We start from the raw sequence: 14480 nt of genomic DNA, 5'->3' as shown, positions 1-14480 counted from the left end.
CACCGCGCTCATGCGCCGGGATAGCGGGTCAGCAAATCCATCCCCGGCAGATAGGGTTCGCCCTGGAAATTGACCGCATTGCCAAAGCGCCCCGCGCAGGTCGCGATTTGCCGGTCGCATCCCTCGGTCAGCAGCGCCAGCGTCCCTGTCGCCACCGCAAAGGCCGGCGGATCGACCAGCGACAGGCCCTCGGCCCCATTGTCCGCCACCGCCTGCACCAATCCCGCATTCGGCCCGGTCAGCCAGCGCAGCGTCCCGAACGCATAGGCCCCCGCCGCCAGCCCGCTCACCGTCACGTCCGCCTCCTCGACCGCCGCCACCGTGACGATCCGCCGTCGCCCGCTCAGGTCGACCCGGCACGCCCCGTCGCCCAGCCGCGCCCGGCAATCGGGCGATGTGCTGGGCGCGACCGGCGCGCCCAGCACCGCCGCCGCGCCGATCAGCTCGGCGGTAAAGCCCGCCCCCTTGCGCGACACCGCGCCGATCTCGCCCCGCGCCAGCAACAGCCACAGGTCGCCGGGTTCCTCCCACTGGGTCAGCCGCAATTCCAGCGCCGCCCCGTCCCATCGCCCCGCCATCAGGTCCGCCTCGCTGATCGCCTCGCTCGACAGCGCGCCCGCGACATCGCTATCCTCGCCCTCCAGCCCGATGCCGCCCCGCACCGCCGCCGGGGTCATCCCCGGCGCGGCGCGATACGCCAGCCCCTCGATCTCCAGGTGGCGATCATGGCTGGTCAGGCCGATCGTCACCCCGTCCCGCCGCTCGATCCGCCAGCAAAAGGCCAGCGTGCACAGCGGCGCGTCCAGCCCCCCGCTCATTCGCGTATCTCCACCAGCGGCACCGACACCGCCTCGCCCGCGGCAAAGGTCGCCCGGTTGATCTCCAGCCGGTCCTCGGCAAAGCGCACCGGCACGTCGAAGCGGAACCCGGCGGTCAGCACCACGCCCGCCGCCGGCGCCACGTCGAACGCGATCACGCCCCCGCCCGCATGGCTCCACCCCTCGGTCAGTTCCACGCCATCGGCCGCGATCCTTATGCTCCCCGCCACCGGCCGGGTGATGATCCGCGCCTGCGCATCCGCACCCACGCCATAATAGCGCGCCAGTGGAAACTCGGCCCGCACCCCGTCGCCAATCCCCAGCCTCTGGTCCAGCGGCCCCGGCGCCACGCCCGGCGCACCGCTGCGATCATCATAGGGATCGGTAAAGCGAAACCCCCGCGCCGCCCCGCGCCGCGCGCGGAAGAAGGCGATCAGCGTGGCAATATCCGCCTCGGACCGGACCCCCGGCCCGGCATCATAGGACAGCCTGGCATCCGCCCAGTCGCTCGACCGCCGCTCATGCCCGGCCGGGCTTTCCACGATCTGCGTCGAAAAGGCCGGAGCCAGACTCGCCTCGCGCCCGATCGCGATCGGAAACAGCACATCGTCAAAGGCTTGCACCTCATCCTCCCCATCAATGCTGAAACAGGTAAAGCCGTCGCGGCATGCCTGCGGCAGCGCCCAGATGAAGGTCGCCGCCGTCCCCCGCGCCACCGACGCCCGCGCCGCCGCCACGATTTCGCGCCATTGCCCGGCCTGGCCCGGCAGCAGCACGAAGCCCGAAAAATAATGCTGCTCCTCGACCGGATAGCCCAGCCGCGCCGTCGCCAGTGCCACGCCCCGCGCGGTCAGGTTCGGCCGCCCTTCCGTCACCCAGTCATAATCTTCCAGTTGCAGCACGTCGAAAGCGGGCGACGCCCAGCCGACCGGCATGTTCGCCCGCTTGGCTTCGGGCGCGCGCGGGTCCAGGATCGTCGGCAGATAGGCCAGCAAATGCGTCACCGCGCCCGGCGCCACCGCCCGCACCGCCGCGCACAGGGCCGCCGTCGATCCGGCAAGCAACGCCCCCGCCGCATCCAGCAGCGCGCATTGCGCCGCGTCCAGCGGTTCCCATATGCTCGCGATCGACACCGGCGACCCGCCCAGCGCCGCCCGCGCCGCATCGTCATAGATGCAGATGCGCCCATCCCCCGGCATCACCCACCACCAGGGTTCACCCACCTGAAACAGGATCGGCAAACCCGCCTCCAGGCCGATGGAAACAAAGGCTCCCGCGACCGCCTGCACATAGGCCATCGCGCCGCCATGCGCCGGCGACAACAGGGTCGACGGCGGCACCCATCCGGTCAGCGCCGGATCGCCATTCTCCGCCCGCTGCTTCCAGTCGTTCCAGCAATGCGCGTCGAACAGTTCATAGGACAGCGACCAGATGACGTCGAAGCCCAGCGCCTTCGCCTGCCCCGCAAAATCCCGGTGCCACGCCGCGCAGGGCGCATTCAGCGCTCCGCCCGTCAGGCTCACATAAAGCCCGCCCCCCGACCGTTCGAGCCGGAAATAATGGCTCATCCCCACATAATGGTTGATCGCCCCGCGATAACCCAGCGCATGGATCGCGCCCACCACCCGCGCGGGCGTCTGGTTGAAACAGTCATCATAGCCGGTCGCCATCGACAGCCCATGTTCGGGCAGCATCACATCACCCACCGCCAGCACCGATCCCGCCCCGTCGCAGCGCAGGTCGCTCAGCTCCGCCCAGCCCTCCTGCCCGCTCGCGAAAGGGGTGTCGCCCGCATCATAGTCGGGCGGCACCAGCGACAGGAACATCCGGTCCACATCGCCCGCCCATACCGGGTCCGCCTCGCCCGGCAGCAGATAGCCGCCATCCAGCGCGGCAAAATCCAGTGTGATGACAGCATCTTCCGGCCCGCCGCTCGCATAGTTCCACAAGCGCACATACCAGGCGCGCGGCGCCCCGCTCGCATCCCGCCCCTCGATCGTCAGCGTCGGCCCATGCGTCTCGTCCAGCCGCCGCAGCCCCGCCGACCGCCAGCGGAAGGACAGGGTGCAATCGCGAAAATCCCGCCGCGTCTCATAGGCCAGCAGCGGATGGCTCCATATGTCCTCCGCCTCCCAGATCAGGCCCGCCAGATCGCCCGACCCGTAAAACACCGTGTCCACGCGCAGGGCGTCGGGCGCGGTGGTGACGACGCTCGCCATCATCGGCCGGGGAAAATTCACCGTCCAATGGGTCGCGGCAAAGCGCTTGAGATAGCCCGCCTCCTGCCCCCGTCGCGCATCCGCCAGCCAATAGCCTATGCTCATCGTTCCAGCGCCCCCCGCACCGCCCGCGCCACCTGCCGCGCGCTGCGCGCCAGCAACCGGCTCTCGCTCTCGCCACCCCGGCCCTGCACCGCGATGCTCACCCGCACATCGCGCCCGCCGCCGCTTCCATTGGCAATCACCTGCCCGCTGCTCGTCGGCACGAACAATTCCGGCCCGCGCTCGCCCACGCGATAGGCGCGCCCGCCCGTCACCGGCCCGCCGGTCGCCCGCCCCGGCGATCCCATCAGTGCCGTCAGCAGCGACGCGCCCAGGCTCGCCAGCCCGCCGCCGCCGCTCCCCCCGCCACCGATCACCGATTGCAGCGCGCTCGCCGCAATCTCGTTCAGCGCCGACAGCGCGACCTGCCGCAGATCGTCGAACCCCAGCTTGCCCGTCCGCACCGCGCGCAACAGCCCCTGCTCGATCCGCCGCCCGGCCCGGTCCGCCCCGTCGGCCAGCGGCCCTTCCATCTCCCCCCGCATCGCCGCCACATCGCGGCTCAACCCCTGGGTATCGGCCCGCACCCGCACCACCAGCGTCTCGATTTCCTCGTCCACCAGCGCCTCCCGATCAAAAAAGAAACTTCCAGATACGATGCCTTGGCAGCCTGCTGCCTAGGCGCCGTTGGAAGAGGGGGCTGGACGCCGGACCTCATCCGGCATCACCCCCATCAACCGCCGCAACTCCGCGCCATCCACGCCCTCGCCCGCCGCCTCGTCCCCCCGCGCCGCACGCAGCACCGCCGCCAGTTCCGCCGGGGTGGCGCGCCAGAACTCCTCCGGCCGCCAGCCCAGCAACCATCCGGCCACCCCCGCCAGCCGCCCCGCCGCCTCGCGGAACAGCATCACCGGCCCGCCAATATCTGGTGCAGGATCGCCTTGAGCACCGGCGTCACCCGCGCCAGCCCGGCGGCCAGCACCGCCTCGCCCAGCGCCTCGCGCGTCATCGCCTCGCGTGTCTCCAGGCAGTGCCAGAACAGCCCGACCAGATCGGCGAGCGCCAGCTTGCCCTCCGCCGCCCGCTCGACCAGGTCGAACAGCGGCCCCAGTTCCGCCTCGGCCGCCACCAGCGCCGCGAAACTCGGCCGCACCACCAGCCGCGCGCCGCCAATCTCCAGCGCCACCTCGCCCCGCTGCGGGTTCGCCACGCCGCTCATTCGCTCACCACCGCGCCGGAGCTTTCCAGGCTCAGCGTGTAATTGCGCTCGCCATTATAGTCCCCGGCATAGTCCAGCCGCGTCACCAGAAAGCGCCCGCGCATCCGCTCGCCGCTCTCGAAACTCAGCTCGAACTGCTCGATCGTGCCGGCCAGCGCATGGTTGCGCACCCGCACCTCCGCCGCCGATCCGGTGAACAGCCCCGCCGCCGACACGCTGACCGACCGCACCCCCGCGCCCGACAGCAATTCGCGCCAGCCGCCCGAATCCTTGCTGGTGATGTTCACCGCCTCGCCATTGACCGACAATTGGGTGGTCCGCATCCCGGCCACCGTGGCGTAGGTTGCCGGTATGTTTCCATCCCCCACTTTCAGCAGAAACGCACTTCCCTTTTCCACGCCCATGGCGCATCCTCCAGCTAAGCGACGCCGCCGCCGACGCACCTGCGCCCCGGCCCGGAAAATCGCGAAAAAACAAGGTTATCGGATGGCCCCTCGCCATCCGGTCACAGCAAGAACTTAGGGCTTAGGGAGAGGTCCAGATGATTGTTGCCGCTTCGTTGACGATGATGCTCGCCGCCGCCCCGTCCGCCGATGCCGTCGGCACCGGGCGCAAGGATTATTCCAAATGCCTCAGCGCCCAGGTCCAGCCCGCGCTTGAAAAGAAATTGTCGGTCGGCGATTTCCAGTCCGCCATGAAAAAAGCCTGCGCCGACAAGGAAGCCGCCTTCCGCGCCGCCATCATCGCCCAGGACAAGGCGGATAAAATGTCCGACGCCGCCGCCAGCAGCGATGCCGACGAGCAGATTTCGGAATATGTCGACAAGATCACCGCCGAATATGAGGAAAGCACCCAGCCGGGCTGAGTGGCCATGATCATCCCATCCCCTCAAGGGGAGGGGATGATCCGTCACCCCTCCCGCACCGCTCGCACGCGGTAATCCACCACCGCGCGCCACCCCTGCGCGCCGCTCCGCGCCACCCGCGACCGCAACAGCCGCGCGCTCACGATGCGCCAGCCGTCCTGCACCCCCGCCGCACCGAACGCCGGGTCGATCCGCCCGATCATCCCGGCCAGCCGCGCCGGCGTCTCGTCCGCCACCACCAGCCCGATCGTCAGCCGCACCTCGCGTCCCTCGACATCCTTGCCGCCCCAGTCCGCGCCCAGGCATTCGCCCACCATGCCATAGGGCGCCGCCGCCCGCGCCGGTTCCCCGTCATACAGGCCGTTCATCTGGTCCATCAGCATCTGGTCGCCCCGCAACGCCGCGATCAGCGCCGCCCGCACCGCCACTTCCGCGCTCATCGCCTGTCCCTCCCCGCCTCGCGCAGCGCCAGATCGCGCCACCAGCGCGCCACCAGCCCCCGCCCCGAAGCCCGCACCGCCTCACCCTCGACTGACGCCATGACGCCCCGTTCAGCCAGCGCCGCCGCAATCGCCGCCCGCCGCGTCGCCGCCCGTGCCTCGACCAGCCGCCTCAGCGCCGCCCTCATGCCAGCCGCATCCGCCGGAACGGCCGCCACAGCGCGCTCACCACCGCCGGCGGGGCCGCGCTTTCGTTCCCGCGCGCCAGATAATGGTCCGCCGCCAGCCGCACGATCCCCTGCCGCAATGCGTGCGGCAGGCCGTTCATCTCGCCCGCCATCCCCGCCCGGTAACGCACCGCCAGCACGCGCCCGTCGCCCGCCCGCGTCGCCCGCACCCAGCCATCGCCCGCCGCATCGATGTCGATCGCATAGGCGTCGACCGGCAGCATCTCGCTCGTCCCGTCCACGTCCACCGCCGCCACGCTCTCGATGCTCAGCACCGGCCGCGCCGACAGCCGCTGCCAGCGCCCGTCCCCCGCCATCGTCTCGCGCGCCGCCCGCGCCAGCAGCCATTGCCCGACAAATTGTTCGCACAGCGCCGCCGCGCTGCGCAGCAATCCCGCCAGCACCGCATCCTCGCCGCCCGTCTCGATCCGCAAATAGGCTTTCAGCTCGGCCAGCGCCGCCGCCAGCCCCCCGCTTTCCTCTTCGATCAGCATCAGCGTTCCTCCACCCGGATCGTCACCGACCGTTCATCCACCTGCCCGTCGGACAAGGTGACGCGATTGGTCAGGCGATAGACATGCCCCACCACCCCGCCGGACAGGCGCGCGCTCGTCCGCTGCGCCTCGAACGCGCTCGCCTCGACCAGCAATCCGCCCGTCTCGACCGGCGCGACCTCCCACGCGCTCGCCATCACGCTCTGCCCCGCCAGATAGGCCGACCAGTCGATCCCATGGTCGATCCGCGCGCCGGGATCTTTGCAATGCAGGCTCATCGGATTCTCTCCCCCACGTCCCTTGCCGGCCGCGCCATCCGCGCCTCGGCCCGCACCCTCATCGCCGCATCCGGGCGCACGCCCGCGCCCCACGGCCCTTCCCATCCCGGCGCGCCGGGGCGCAATTCGCCCAGCACGCTCGCGCCCAGCGGATCAGCCTGCATCGCCGCCTCCCGCCAGTGCCATGATCGCCGCCTCGATCCGCGCGATCCGCCGCCGCTGCCACGCCGCCTCCAGCGCCAGGCACTCCTCGTAGCGCAGTCCCCACCGTTCGCCCGGCGGCACGCTGTCATCGCCCGCCCAGCTATCATGGCACAGCAGCCCCAGCCGCACCGCCGCGCCATCCCCCAGCCGCGCGTCGATCGCATCGCGCACCTCCTGCGCCACCAGCCCGACATGCCAGCGCGCCGCCTCGCCCTTGGCCGCATAGGCGTCGACGAAGCGATAGCGCCGCCAGCCCACATCGCCCCAGGCGTCGAGCAGCGCGTCGTCGATCCCCCCGACATCGCGCTTGGCCGCCGCATCGGACGTGTTGATCGTGCCGGTCGCGGCATAGACCACCGACCATCGCTGCCCCGCCAGCCCCAGCGTGCGCGCATTGTCGGTCAGCGGCGCGACCACCCCATCGAACAGGCTGCTCCCGCTCGCCCGCACGATCGTCAGCGCCGCACCCAGCGCCGCGCCGCTATCGTCATGCCGGTGCAGCACGAAGTCCGACCCCGCCGCCGATCCGCTTTCCGCGCCATTGCCCTTGCGCACCGTCCAGCGCAGCGCCGTGCCCGTTCGCAGGCTCAGCCCCGCAAACTGCCCGGCATTGCTGTCGATCGTCACGCTCGCCGCCGCCGCGCCCTGTGTCACGCCCAGCGTCGCCAGCCCGGTGACGCTGCCGCCTGTCACCTGCGCATTGGCCGTGGCCACGCCCGGCGCACTGATCCCCGTCGACGCCACCGTCAGCCAGTTGCCGGACGACAGGTTGGAACTGGCGCCGATGCCAAAGGACGCCCCATCCTTGTTGCCGATGAATATCGACCCGGCCGTGGTCTTGAACTCCATCGCGGAATTGAGGTTGCTGCTGACCCGGTCGGCAATGAAGGACACGACCCCGCTCCCCTGCCGCGTCACTGGCCCGATCGACGTCAGCGACACCAGGCCGCTGACCGTAACGCCGCTGATCGTGCCGCCGCTGATCGCGACGCTCGCCGCCGCCTGGGTGGCGATGCTCCCCAGCCCGATCGCGCCCCGCGCCGCCGCCGCGTCCGCCTGCCCGATCAGGCCGCGGCCAAAGGCGCTGATCGGCGTCACATCGGCGCTCGCCGCCCCGGTCCAGTAGGGCAGCAGATCCGCCCCCGCCGCTACCCCGGCCAGTGCATCCAGCCGCCCGTCGCGCGGCTGCAACGCCGCCAGCGCCCCGGCCAGCCCCTCGACCCCGCCGATGCCATGGCCATGCTCCTCCACCGCCTGCGCCCAGCCGGCATGGATGGCGATGCCGATCCGCTTCTCCCCCGCCAGGAAATCCACCGCCGCACCCCCGGCCGACGACGCCGCCGGCGTCCGCACGATCCGCCCGGTCCCGTCCAGTTCGCCGCTGCCCGCTTCCCACTGGTCGGGATGCGCGACACCCACGATCACATAGGGAAAGCGGTCGCCCGCGCCGACCGCATCGGCAAAGGCGCGAAACCCCGCCATCGCCCCGCCCGGCAGCAAAGGCCCCGCGCCGACATCATGACACACCTCCCGCACCAGGTCGGCCATCGCCCAATCCGTAATCGCCACGCCCCGCTCCCCGCCATGAAAAAAGGGGGAGGCTCAAAGCCTCCCCCCACCAATCCTTCTCCCCTGGGGGGAGAAGGATACGCAGCCTTACTCGCGCGGCGAGTTAGGCGAAGTTGAAAGAGGGGGACGGCGCCCCCCCCTCCCGCCATCACGAAGCGGCGAACTTCATCAGTTTAATGGCCTCGCTGTTCGCCACCCCGCCGCCGATCCGCTTGACCGCGTAGAAATGCACGAACGGCTTGTTGCTGAACGGATCGCGCAGGATGCTCGTCTCGCTCCGCTCGGCGATGACATAGCCCATCTGGAAATTGCCGAACGCGATCGACAGGCTGTTCGCCGCAATGTCGGGCATGTCCTCCGCCTCGACCACCGGATAGCCCAGCAAGGTCGCGGGCTGCGCCGCGCTCAGCCCCGGCTGCCAGATGAAGGCGCCATCGGTGGTTTTCATCTTGCGGATCACCGCCAGCGTCGCCGAATTCATGACGAAGCTCGCCCCCTGGCGATAGGGCGCGCGCAGGCTCTGGACCAGATCAATGAGCTTATCCTGCGGGTTCGTCCCCACAAAAGCGCCCGCCGCGCCCGACGCCACATATTGCAACGATCCGAACGCGCGCACGCTGTCCGCCTCGCTGGTGGTGGTATAGGTCAGGAAGCCCTTGGGCTTGTTGGTGCCATTGCCATTGACGAAGGCGCTGCCCTCCGCCGCCGCGAATTCGCGGGCGATCTCGCTGGCCAGCCAGCCCTCGACATCGAACTGCGCGTCGTCCAGCATCGCCTGGGACGCGGCCGGATTGGCGAACAGCTCGCCCGAAGGCGGCACGATCTCGTTGAAGGTCGGCGTCGCCGTCTCGGCCCGCGCGCCCGTCTCGCTCGCCCATCCCGACGCGATCCCGCCCGCGCTCACCAGCTTGCGGTATCCCGCCGTGCCGGTCCGCACGACATTGGCGATGCCGCGAATGGGCGAAATGGCTTTCAGTGTCGTGTCGATCAACTGGTCGATCTCGCGCGGCACCGCATAGCCGCCCGCCGCGCCGGTCGCGCCGGAAAAGCTTTTCAGCTCCACCCCCGCTTCCAGCCCCTGCCGCAGATAGCGCTCGACGAAAGCGTTGCGCGTCGGATCGCCAAAATGTCCATGCGCCCCGCCCTTCACCCCGTCGAGCGCCGGCCGCTGGACGGCCAGCAGAGCGCCCTTCAACGCCGCAATCTCCCCCTCCAGCCCCTCGATCCGCTCCCCCTGCGCCACCACGTCCAGCCGCGCTTCCAACATATCCGTCATGCCCATTCTCCCGCTTGCAGAAACGAAAAAAGGCGGCCCCGAATGGGACCGCCTTTGATGAAATATAAATTATTGGATTTTTACTTTTTCTTGTCGTCAGCAACTTGCCGTTCATCAGCCATTTTCAACAAAGTCGTCACTTTTCCGCCAATGGCCCACCAGACCAAGCCCAACGCCACGGAAATGACCAAAAAAGCACCAACCACTATATGATGGACACGCTTGATACCCGATATGTCCTTGGCACTTTCATCGATAGCCGTCTTTGCATTTGCAACTTCGGCCTTCAATATTCCCAATTCCTGTCGGATCGCCGCGCATTCTGAATTCAAAGCCTGGGCTGCTTGCGCTTGTTGCAACGCAAGTAACATTTCAGGCATCGCCCCTAATGCGGGCGTGACAAGCGGCTGCTCGCTTGGCGTAGCTTGATTAGGCGGCGTCTGCGGGCTTGTCCGTCGAACCATCAGATGCCGATTCCCACTGAACCTTGATCCACGTCCACAGCTCAGGTTCAGCACGCCCGAAATAATCGGCTATCGTGGTTACAAGGGCAGCAATCCCACCCTCACCAGCATTGATTCCCAGTCTGTCTGACACAATTCTTGCAGGCGCGTCGTCTGCAACCAGCCAGGCTGGCTTTCCATTCAGAGCACGACTCCTCGTCGGATATAATTTTTCTATATTATTCCCAAGCGTTTCGACGCTCGAAGGGCCATTCAGGCCTAGAATCAAGTGAATTTGCATTTCAGGTAGCGATCCTTGACGAGGAATCTGACCATGGTCAATATGCTCGCTCTAAACTCTTAAACAGTCGTTATCGATCCCTCGCCTTCCATTTTGTTCCTGACACCCCCCTCCACCGCCACCACCCGCGCCAAATCCTGCATCGGATGCGTCACCAAACTCACCTCCACCAGCTCCAGCGCCAGCAACTCGCGCGGCCCCGCTCCCCGCGCCGCCCGCACCCGGTATCCGAACGACAGCCCGTTGAGCGCCCCGCTCGCCAGCGCCGCCGCCGCCGCCCGCCCGGCCGCCGTCCGCCGCGACACGCGCCCGATCACGCGCAGCCCGCGCTTGTCCTCCCGCGCGCTCTCGACCGTGCCGATCACGCTGCCCGGCCCATGCTGCCACAGCAAAGGCACGTCCGCCGCCGCCACCGCGCCAAACGCCCCCGCCCGCACCACGTCACCACCCCGGTCCACCCGGTCGAATATCGCCGCATAGCCGGCAAAGCGTATATCGCCCCCGCTCATGCCCTGACCAGCCCCAGCAACCCCATCTTCACCGCCACCCCCAAAAGCACGAGCGCCATGGCGATCCGCACCGCCCAGCCGATCACCGCCCCGCGCGCCGCCTTCTTCGCGTCGCGCCAGGCGGACAGCAGCTCGCGCAGCTCCCGCACATCGCCCTGCGCGCGCCGGTCGCTCAGCCCCAGCCGCTCCAGCGCCCGCCCCGCGCCCAGGTCGCTCGCCTCCTCGATCAGCGCGCGGATCATCACCATGTCCATCGGCCGCGCCTCCGCCTGCGCCACCAGCCGCGCCAGCATCTCCTCTTTCATCGCCGCCTCCCTCACCCGATGCCCAGCATCGCCTTCTTCTCGTCCGCGCTCAGGAAATCCGCCGCCGCCACCCGCTCCCACAGCATCGTCCGCTCGTCCGCCAGCGCCGGCACCGCGTCCAGGTCCGCCTCCACCACGACGCCCGGCCACCAGCCGCTCAAGCCCTGGCTCAACCCCGCGCAAATCTTCGCCACCAGCGGCAGGATCGCCTGCCGCCACAGCGCCTTGTTCGCCTCGCGATAATTGGCGTAGCTATTGTCGCCGGGCAGCCCCATCAGCATCGGCGGCACGCCAAAGGCCAGTGCAATCTCCCGCGCCGCCGCCGCCTTCAGCCCCACGAAATCCATCTCGGCGGGCGTCAGGCTCATCGGCCGCCACGACAGCCCGCCCTCCAGCAGCATCGGCCGCCCGGCATTGGCCGCGCCCGCAAAGGCCGCCTCCATCTCGCGCTTGACCCGCTCGAACTGGTCGGGCGACAGCACCGATCCGTCGCCCGGATCATAGACCATCGCGCCGGATGGCCGGGCCGCATTGTCGAGCAGCGCCTTGTTCCACACCGCCGCTGCATTGTGGATCGCCACCGCGCCCGCCGCCGCCCCCACGCAGCCCAGCCCATAATGATCGTCCAGCGGATGCAGCGCCTTGATATGCAACAGGTTCGTGCGCCCCGCGCCATCCTCCGGCGACAAGCGCGTCACGCTCTCCCCCACCCGATAGAGATAGGCCATCGGCCACCCCCGCGCATCGGCCTCGACCGAAACCCGCTCAGGCCGCAGCGCGAACAGCTCGGCCGGCGTGCCGTCGGCGCCAGCCATCACCTGGACATAGCCATTGCCATGCAGCAGCAGGTGACAGGCCAGCGTCTCCACCAGCCCCTGCCCGGCCGACGCCCGCCCGACCAGCGCCAGCACCCGGCGCCCGTCTTCCACCCCGCGCACTTTCAGCGCACAGGCGCCCGCGCCCTCCGACACCAGCCGCATCGCCCGCTGCGCGATCGGATTGCCCATCACCCCGGCGCGCAATTGCGCCTCATAACTGGCCGGCCACTCGCCCAGCGCCACCGCCCCCGTCCCCCAGGCACGCGCCAGCACCGGCCGCGCATCGCCCGATGCGGCCGCTTTCGTCCCGAACCATTTCATATGAGCATCCCCAGAACGCAAAAATCCTCTCCCCACCGGGGGAGAGGATAGTGAAGGTTGGCGGCAAAGCCGCTTACCGAAACTTGGAGAGGCGGCGCACCGCCGCCAACAATTTACCTGTTGCGCGCCAGCACCCGGTCGCAGGCGGAGTTCGTCCCCTCGCTCTTGCCGATCACCCGGCCCGCCAGCGCACCCGCGCCCGCGCCCAGCAATGTCTCGCCCAGCCCGCCACCGGCCAGCAGGCCAACACCCGCACCGCCAGCCGCGCCGATCACCGTGCCCTTGTCGCGGCCTTTCTTGGCCTTGAGCAGGCAATAGCGCACATCGTCCCGATCGCGCGGCGCAGCCCGCGCCACCCGCGCCTGCTCCTTGCCACTCAGCCGCGCCGCCATCACCGGCGTCGCCACGAGGGAAACGCCCACTGCCACCGCCATCCACTTGATCGCCTTCATCGTCCATACTCCTGATACCGCCACGAAAAACGATACAGTCGGGCCGGGGGTTCCCTCATCCGTCATTCCCGCGCAAGCGGACCCCCATCTCCCTCCCTCACCCCACGCGCGGCGCTGCGGCGACCTGCCTCACATCCCCCTGACCCGCGCTTCCCCGGTCCGCCCCAGCATCAGTTCGCTCATCGCCCACACCAAGGCATCCGCCCGGTCCGGCGATCGCCCCGGCCCCACATATCCCCCGCCGGCCAGCAATCCGCACATCTCGTCCTCCAGCATCGGGAAAGCGCCCCGGTGCATCACCCGCCCGGCTTCATACAAGGCCGCCACCGGCTCCGCCCGCGCGGCTTTCCCCCGCGATGCGTGGACCAGCTTCACCGGCAGCGTCGCCTCCGCCGCGCGCAGCACGCTTTCCACCATCTGCCCGCCATTATTCGCCTCGGCCACCACCTTGTCCGCGCCATGCACCATCGCGGCCGCCGCCACCGCCCGCGCCCAGCCTTCGGGCCGCATCCCCTCGACGCTCGCGTCCGCGATCACATAGCCGCGCCCGTCGCCGCCCAGCCCCGCCACCACGATGCCGCAGGCGTCGCCACCGGCGGTCGCGGGCGGATCGACCGCCACCACCACCCGCGCCAGCACACCCGGCACATGCGCCACCCGGCACCGCTCGATCAGGTCGCGGGTCCACAGCGCGCCGTCTGCCTCCTCGATCAGTTCGCCGTCCAGTTCCTGCCGCCCCAGTCGCGTGCCGCCATAGGCCGCCGCCATCGCCGCGACGAAGCCGGGGGCCAGGTTCGCGTCATTGTCCGCCGTCCGCCCCCGCGTCACCACCACGTCCGCACCCTCCCGCGCCACCAGCGCCCGCACCAGCGGCACCGGGCGCGGCGTCGTCGTCGCCAGCACGCGCGGCGCCGCCCCCAGCCGCATCCCCAGCATCAGATTGTCCCACGCCGCCTCCCCGCTCGCCCATTTGGCGATTTCGTCGGCCCAGCCATGGCTGAACTGCGGCCCGCGCAGCGCCTCCGGCTCGGCCGCGCCGAACAGCCGCGCCTCCGCGCCATTGGGCCAGCGCAACCGCCGCAGCGCCGGGGCATAGTCCGGCCGCGCCCACCAGGGCGCAATCGCCATCAACCCGCTCTCCCCCTCCACCATCACGCTGCGCGCCTCGCCCAGCGTCGCGCCGACCAGCGCGATCCGCGCGCCGGGATCACCCTCCGCAATGGCGCGCACCCATTCCGCCCCGGCGCGCGTCTTGCCGAAACCGCGCCCCGCCAGCATCAGCCAGATGCGCCAGTCGCCCGCCGGGGCAAGCTGCGCCGGCCGCGCCAGGAAAGCCCAGTGCCGCGCCAGCCGCTCCGCCGCCGCCGGGGTCAACCCCGCCCGCAACCGCGCCCACAGCGCCGCCTCCGCGCCGCCCAGCCATTCCCGATCCGAAACCTCCATCGCCCTCCCCCGCAGTGGCGCACAAAAAAGGCCGCCCCAAGGCGACCTTCCCGAAAATCCCCGCGCCGCCCTCTCCTGCGCCGCCCTGAAACAGGCAGCGTCGCGGCAAAAGCAGGCATGGCGCCCGCCACCGGCCCGCCCGCCCGTAAACATCAATATGGATCAACTATTTATCGCTTGACGACGGCTCCGGCGAATAGCACCACCTCCGCCTCAGCTCGGGGGAGCTGCGACTCT

General features: G+C 69.7%; 20 protein-coding genes. 1 reads left to right on the top strand and 19 read right to left on the bottom strand.

The window, feature by feature from the left end; all coding sequences use genetic code 11:
• Positions 1-8: 8 nt before the first annotated feature.
• From Q4610_RS07755 to Q4610_RS07730, 6 genes are read right to left on the bottom strand one after another with little or no spacing between them, the layout of a single operon-like run.
• A complete protein-coding gene (locus Q4610_RS07755; RefSeq protein ID WP_304535404.1) occupies positions 9-818 on the bottom strand; it encodes a DUF2163 domain-containing protein in 810 nt (269 codons plus the stop codon).
• The gene (locus tag Q4610_RS07750) at positions 815-3142 is read right to left on the bottom strand and encodes a DUF2460 domain-containing protein (RefSeq protein WP_304535403.1); all 2328 of its coding nucleotides are present in this window, start codon (positions 3140-3142) and stop codon (positions 815-817) included. Before Q4610_RS07750 ends, Q4610_RS07755 begins: the two co-directional genes overlap by 4 nt.
• Positions 3139-3699: a tail tape measure protein gene (locus Q4610_RS07745; RefSeq protein WP_304535402.1), complete on the bottom strand. Its 561-nt coding sequence runs from the start codon at positions 3697-3699 to the stop codon at positions 3139-3141. The genes Q4610_RS07750 and Q4610_RS07745 overlap by 4 nt, the downstream gene beginning before the upstream one ends.
• A gap of 57 nt (positions 3700-3756) precedes the next feature.
• Positions 3757-3987: a phage tail assembly chaperone gene (locus tag Q4610_RS07740; RefSeq protein ID WP_304535577.1), complete on the bottom strand. Its 231-nt coding sequence runs from the start codon at positions 3985-3987 to the stop codon at positions 3757-3759.
• A complete protein-coding gene (locus tag Q4610_RS07735) occupies positions 3987-4298 on the bottom strand; it encodes a GTA-gp10 family protein (RefSeq protein WP_304535401.1) in 312 nt (103 codons plus the stop codon). The genes Q4610_RS07740 and Q4610_RS07735 overlap by 1 nt, the downstream gene beginning before the upstream one ends.
• On the bottom strand, positions 4295-4702 hold the full coding sequence (locus tag Q4610_RS07730) for a phage tail protein (RefSeq protein WP_304535400.1): 408 nt from the start codon (positions 4700-4702) through the stop codon (positions 4295-4297). Before Q4610_RS07730 ends, Q4610_RS07735 begins: the two co-directional genes overlap by 4 nt.
• Before the next feature lie 137 nt (positions 4703-4839).
• Between Q4610_RS07730 and Q4610_RS07725 the strand changes: the two genes are divergently transcribed.
• On the top strand, positions 4840-5163 hold the full coding sequence (locus Q4610_RS07725) for a hypothetical protein (protein ID WP_304535399.1): 324 nt from the start codon (positions 4840-4842) through the stop codon (positions 5161-5163).
• Positions 5164-5207: 44 nt separating this feature from the next.
• Here the strand turns inward: Q4610_RS07725 and gp17 are convergent, their stop codons facing one another.
• From gp17 to Q4610_RS07660, 13 genes are all read right to left on the bottom strand, one after another.
• Positions 5208-5603 (bottom strand): tail completion protein gp17, encoded by a 396-nt coding sequence (gp17, locus tag Q4610_RS07720; RefSeq protein ID WP_304535398.1) that lies wholly within the window; start codon positions 5601-5603, stop codon positions 5208-5210.
• Positions 5600-5791: a hypothetical protein gene (locus Q4610_RS07715; protein ID WP_304535397.1), complete on the bottom strand. Its 192-nt coding sequence runs from the start codon at positions 5789-5791 to the stop codon at positions 5600-5602. Before Q4610_RS07715 ends, gp17 begins: the two co-directional genes overlap by 4 nt.
• A complete protein-coding gene (locus Q4610_RS07710) occupies positions 5788-6324 on the bottom strand; it encodes a head-tail connector protein (protein WP_304535396.1) in 537 nt (178 codons plus the stop codon). The genes Q4610_RS07715 and Q4610_RS07710 overlap by 4 nt, the downstream gene beginning before the upstream one ends.
• Positions 6324-6602, bottom strand: a complete 279-nt coding sequence (locus Q4610_RS07705; protein ID WP_304535395.1) for a phage fiber-tail adaptor protein — start codon at positions 6600-6602, stop codon at positions 6324-6326. Before Q4610_RS07705 ends, Q4610_RS07710 begins: the two co-directional genes overlap by 1 nt.
• The gene (locus Q4610_RS07700) at positions 6599-6766 is read right to left on the bottom strand and encodes a hypothetical protein (RefSeq protein ID WP_304535394.1); all 168 of its coding nucleotides are present in this window, start codon (positions 6764-6766) and stop codon (positions 6599-6601) included. The genes Q4610_RS07705 and Q4610_RS07700 overlap by 4 nt, the downstream gene beginning before the upstream one ends.
• Positions 6756-8375 (bottom strand): tail fiber domain-containing protein, encoded by a 1620-nt coding sequence (locus Q4610_RS07695; protein WP_304535393.1) that lies wholly within the window; start codon positions 8373-8375, stop codon positions 6756-6758. The genes Q4610_RS07700 and Q4610_RS07695 overlap by 11 nt, the downstream gene beginning before the upstream one ends.
• Before the next feature lie 148 nt (positions 8376-8523).
• Positions 8524-9651, bottom strand: a complete 1128-nt coding sequence (locus Q4610_RS07690; protein WP_304535392.1) for a phage major capsid protein — start codon at positions 9649-9651, stop codon at positions 8524-8526.
• A gap of 80 nt (positions 9652-9731) precedes the next feature.
• Positions 9732-10115, bottom strand: a complete 384-nt coding sequence (locus tag Q4610_RS07685) for a hypothetical protein (protein ID WP_304535391.1) — start codon at positions 10113-10115, stop codon at positions 9732-9734.
• A gap of 339 nt (positions 10116-10454) precedes the next feature.
• Positions 10455-10904, bottom strand: coding sequence for an HK97 family phage prohead protease (locus Q4610_RS07680; protein WP_304535390.1), 450 nt, complete (start codon positions 10902-10904; stop codon positions 10455-10457).
• The gene (locus Q4610_RS07675) at positions 10901-11209 is read right to left on the bottom strand and encodes a DUF6127 family protein (protein WP_304535389.1); all 309 of its coding nucleotides are present in this window, start codon (positions 11207-11209) and stop codon (positions 10901-10903) included. Before Q4610_RS07675 ends, Q4610_RS07680 begins: the two co-directional genes overlap by 4 nt.
• Before the next feature lie 11 nt (positions 11210-11220).
• Positions 11221-12348 (bottom strand): phage portal protein, encoded by a 1128-nt coding sequence (locus tag Q4610_RS07670; RefSeq protein WP_304535388.1) that lies wholly within the window; start codon positions 12346-12348, stop codon positions 11221-11223.
• 113 nt (positions 12349-12461) lie between these two features.
• Entirely contained in the window at positions 12462-12800 is a 339-nt protein-coding gene (locus Q4610_RS07665) for a hypothetical protein (protein ID WP_304535387.1), read from the bottom strand.
• A 129-nt stretch (positions 12801-12929) separates the two neighbouring features.
• Positions 12930-14243: a DNA-packaging protein gene (locus Q4610_RS07660; RefSeq protein WP_304535386.1), complete on the bottom strand. Its 1314-nt coding sequence runs from the start codon at positions 14241-14243 to the stop codon at positions 12930-12932.
• Positions 14244-14480: the final 237 nt, after the last annotated feature.

It is taken from the genome of Sphingobium cyanobacteriorum, from assembly GCF_030580935.1.
Taxonomy (GTDB): Bacteria; Pseudomonadota; Alphaproteobacteria; order Sphingomonadales; family Sphingomonadaceae; genus Sphingobium; species Sphingobium cyanobacteriorum.
This window is presented reverse-complemented; position numbering and strand designations above follow the sequence as displayed.

Coding starts and splice junctions, on each gene's coding strand:
- Q4610_RS07755 (WP_304535404.1), bottom strand. CDS start 818: ATGAGCGGGGGGCTGGACGCGCCGCTGTGCACGCTGGCCTTTTGCTGG.
- Q4610_RS07750 (WP_304535403.1), bottom strand. CDS start 3,142: ATGAGCATAGGCTATTGGCTGGCGGATGCGCGACGGGGGCAGGAGGCG.
- Q4610_RS07740 (WP_304535577.1), bottom strand. CDS start 3,987: ATGCTGTTCCGCGAGGCGGCGGGGCGGCTGGCGGGGGTGGCCGGATGG.
- Q4610_RS07735 (WP_304535401.1), bottom strand. CDS start 4,298: ATGAGCGGCGTGGCGAACCCGCAGCGGGGCGAGGTGGCGCTGGAGATT.
- Q4610_RS07730 (WP_304535400.1), bottom strand. CDS start 4,702: ATGGGCGTGGAAAAGGGAAGTGCGTTTCTGCTGAAAGTGGGGGATGGA.
- Q4610_RS07725 (WP_304535399.1), top strand. CDS start 4,840: ATGATTGTTGCCGCTTCGTTGACGATGATGCTCGCCGCCGCCCCGTCC.
- gp17 (WP_304535398.1), bottom strand. CDS start 5,603: ATGAGCGCGGAAGTGGCGGTGCGGGCGGCGCTGATCGCGGCGTTGCGG.
- Q4610_RS07715 (WP_304535397.1), bottom strand. CDS start 5,791: ATGAGGGCGGCGCTGAGGCGGCTGGTCGAGGCACGGGCGGCGACGCGG.
- Q4610_RS07710 (WP_304535396.1), bottom strand. CDS start 6,324: ATGCTGATCGAAGAGGAAAGCGGGGGGCTGGCGGCGGCGCTGGCCGAG.
- Q4610_RS07705 (WP_304535395.1), bottom strand. CDS start 6,602: ATGAGCCTGCATTGCAAAGATCCCGGCGCGCGGATCGACCATGGGATC.
- Q4610_RS07700 (WP_304535394.1), bottom strand. CDS start 6,766: ATGCAGGCTGATCCGCTGGGCGCGAGCGTGCTGGGCGAATTGCGCCCC.
- Q4610_RS07690 (WP_304535392.1), bottom strand. CDS start 9,651: ATGACGGATATGTTGGAAGCGCGGCTGGACGTGGTGGCGCAGGGGGAG.
- Q4610_RS07685 (WP_304535391.1), bottom strand. CDS start 10,115: ATGGTTCGACGGACAAGCCCGCAGACGCCGCCTAATCAAGCTACGCCA.
- Q4610_RS07680 (WP_304535390.1), bottom strand. CDS start 10,904: ATGAGCGGGGGCGATATACGCTTTGCCGGCTATGCGGCGATATTCGAC.
- Q4610_RS07675 (WP_304535389.1), bottom strand. CDS start 11,209: ATGAAAGAGGAGATGCTGGCGCGGCTGGTGGCGCAGGCGGAGGCGCGG.
- Q4610_RS07670 (WP_304535388.1), bottom strand. CDS start 12,348: ATGAAATGGTTCGGGACGAAAGCGGCCGCATCGGGCGATGCGCGGCCG.
- Q4610_RS07665 (WP_304535387.1), bottom strand. CDS start 12,800: ATGAAGGCGATCAAGTGGATGGCGGTGGCAGTGGGCGTTTCCCTCGTG.
- Q4610_RS07660 (WP_304535386.1), bottom strand. CDS start 14,243: ATGGAGGTTTCGGATCGGGAATGGCTGGGCGGCGCGGAGGCGGCGCTG.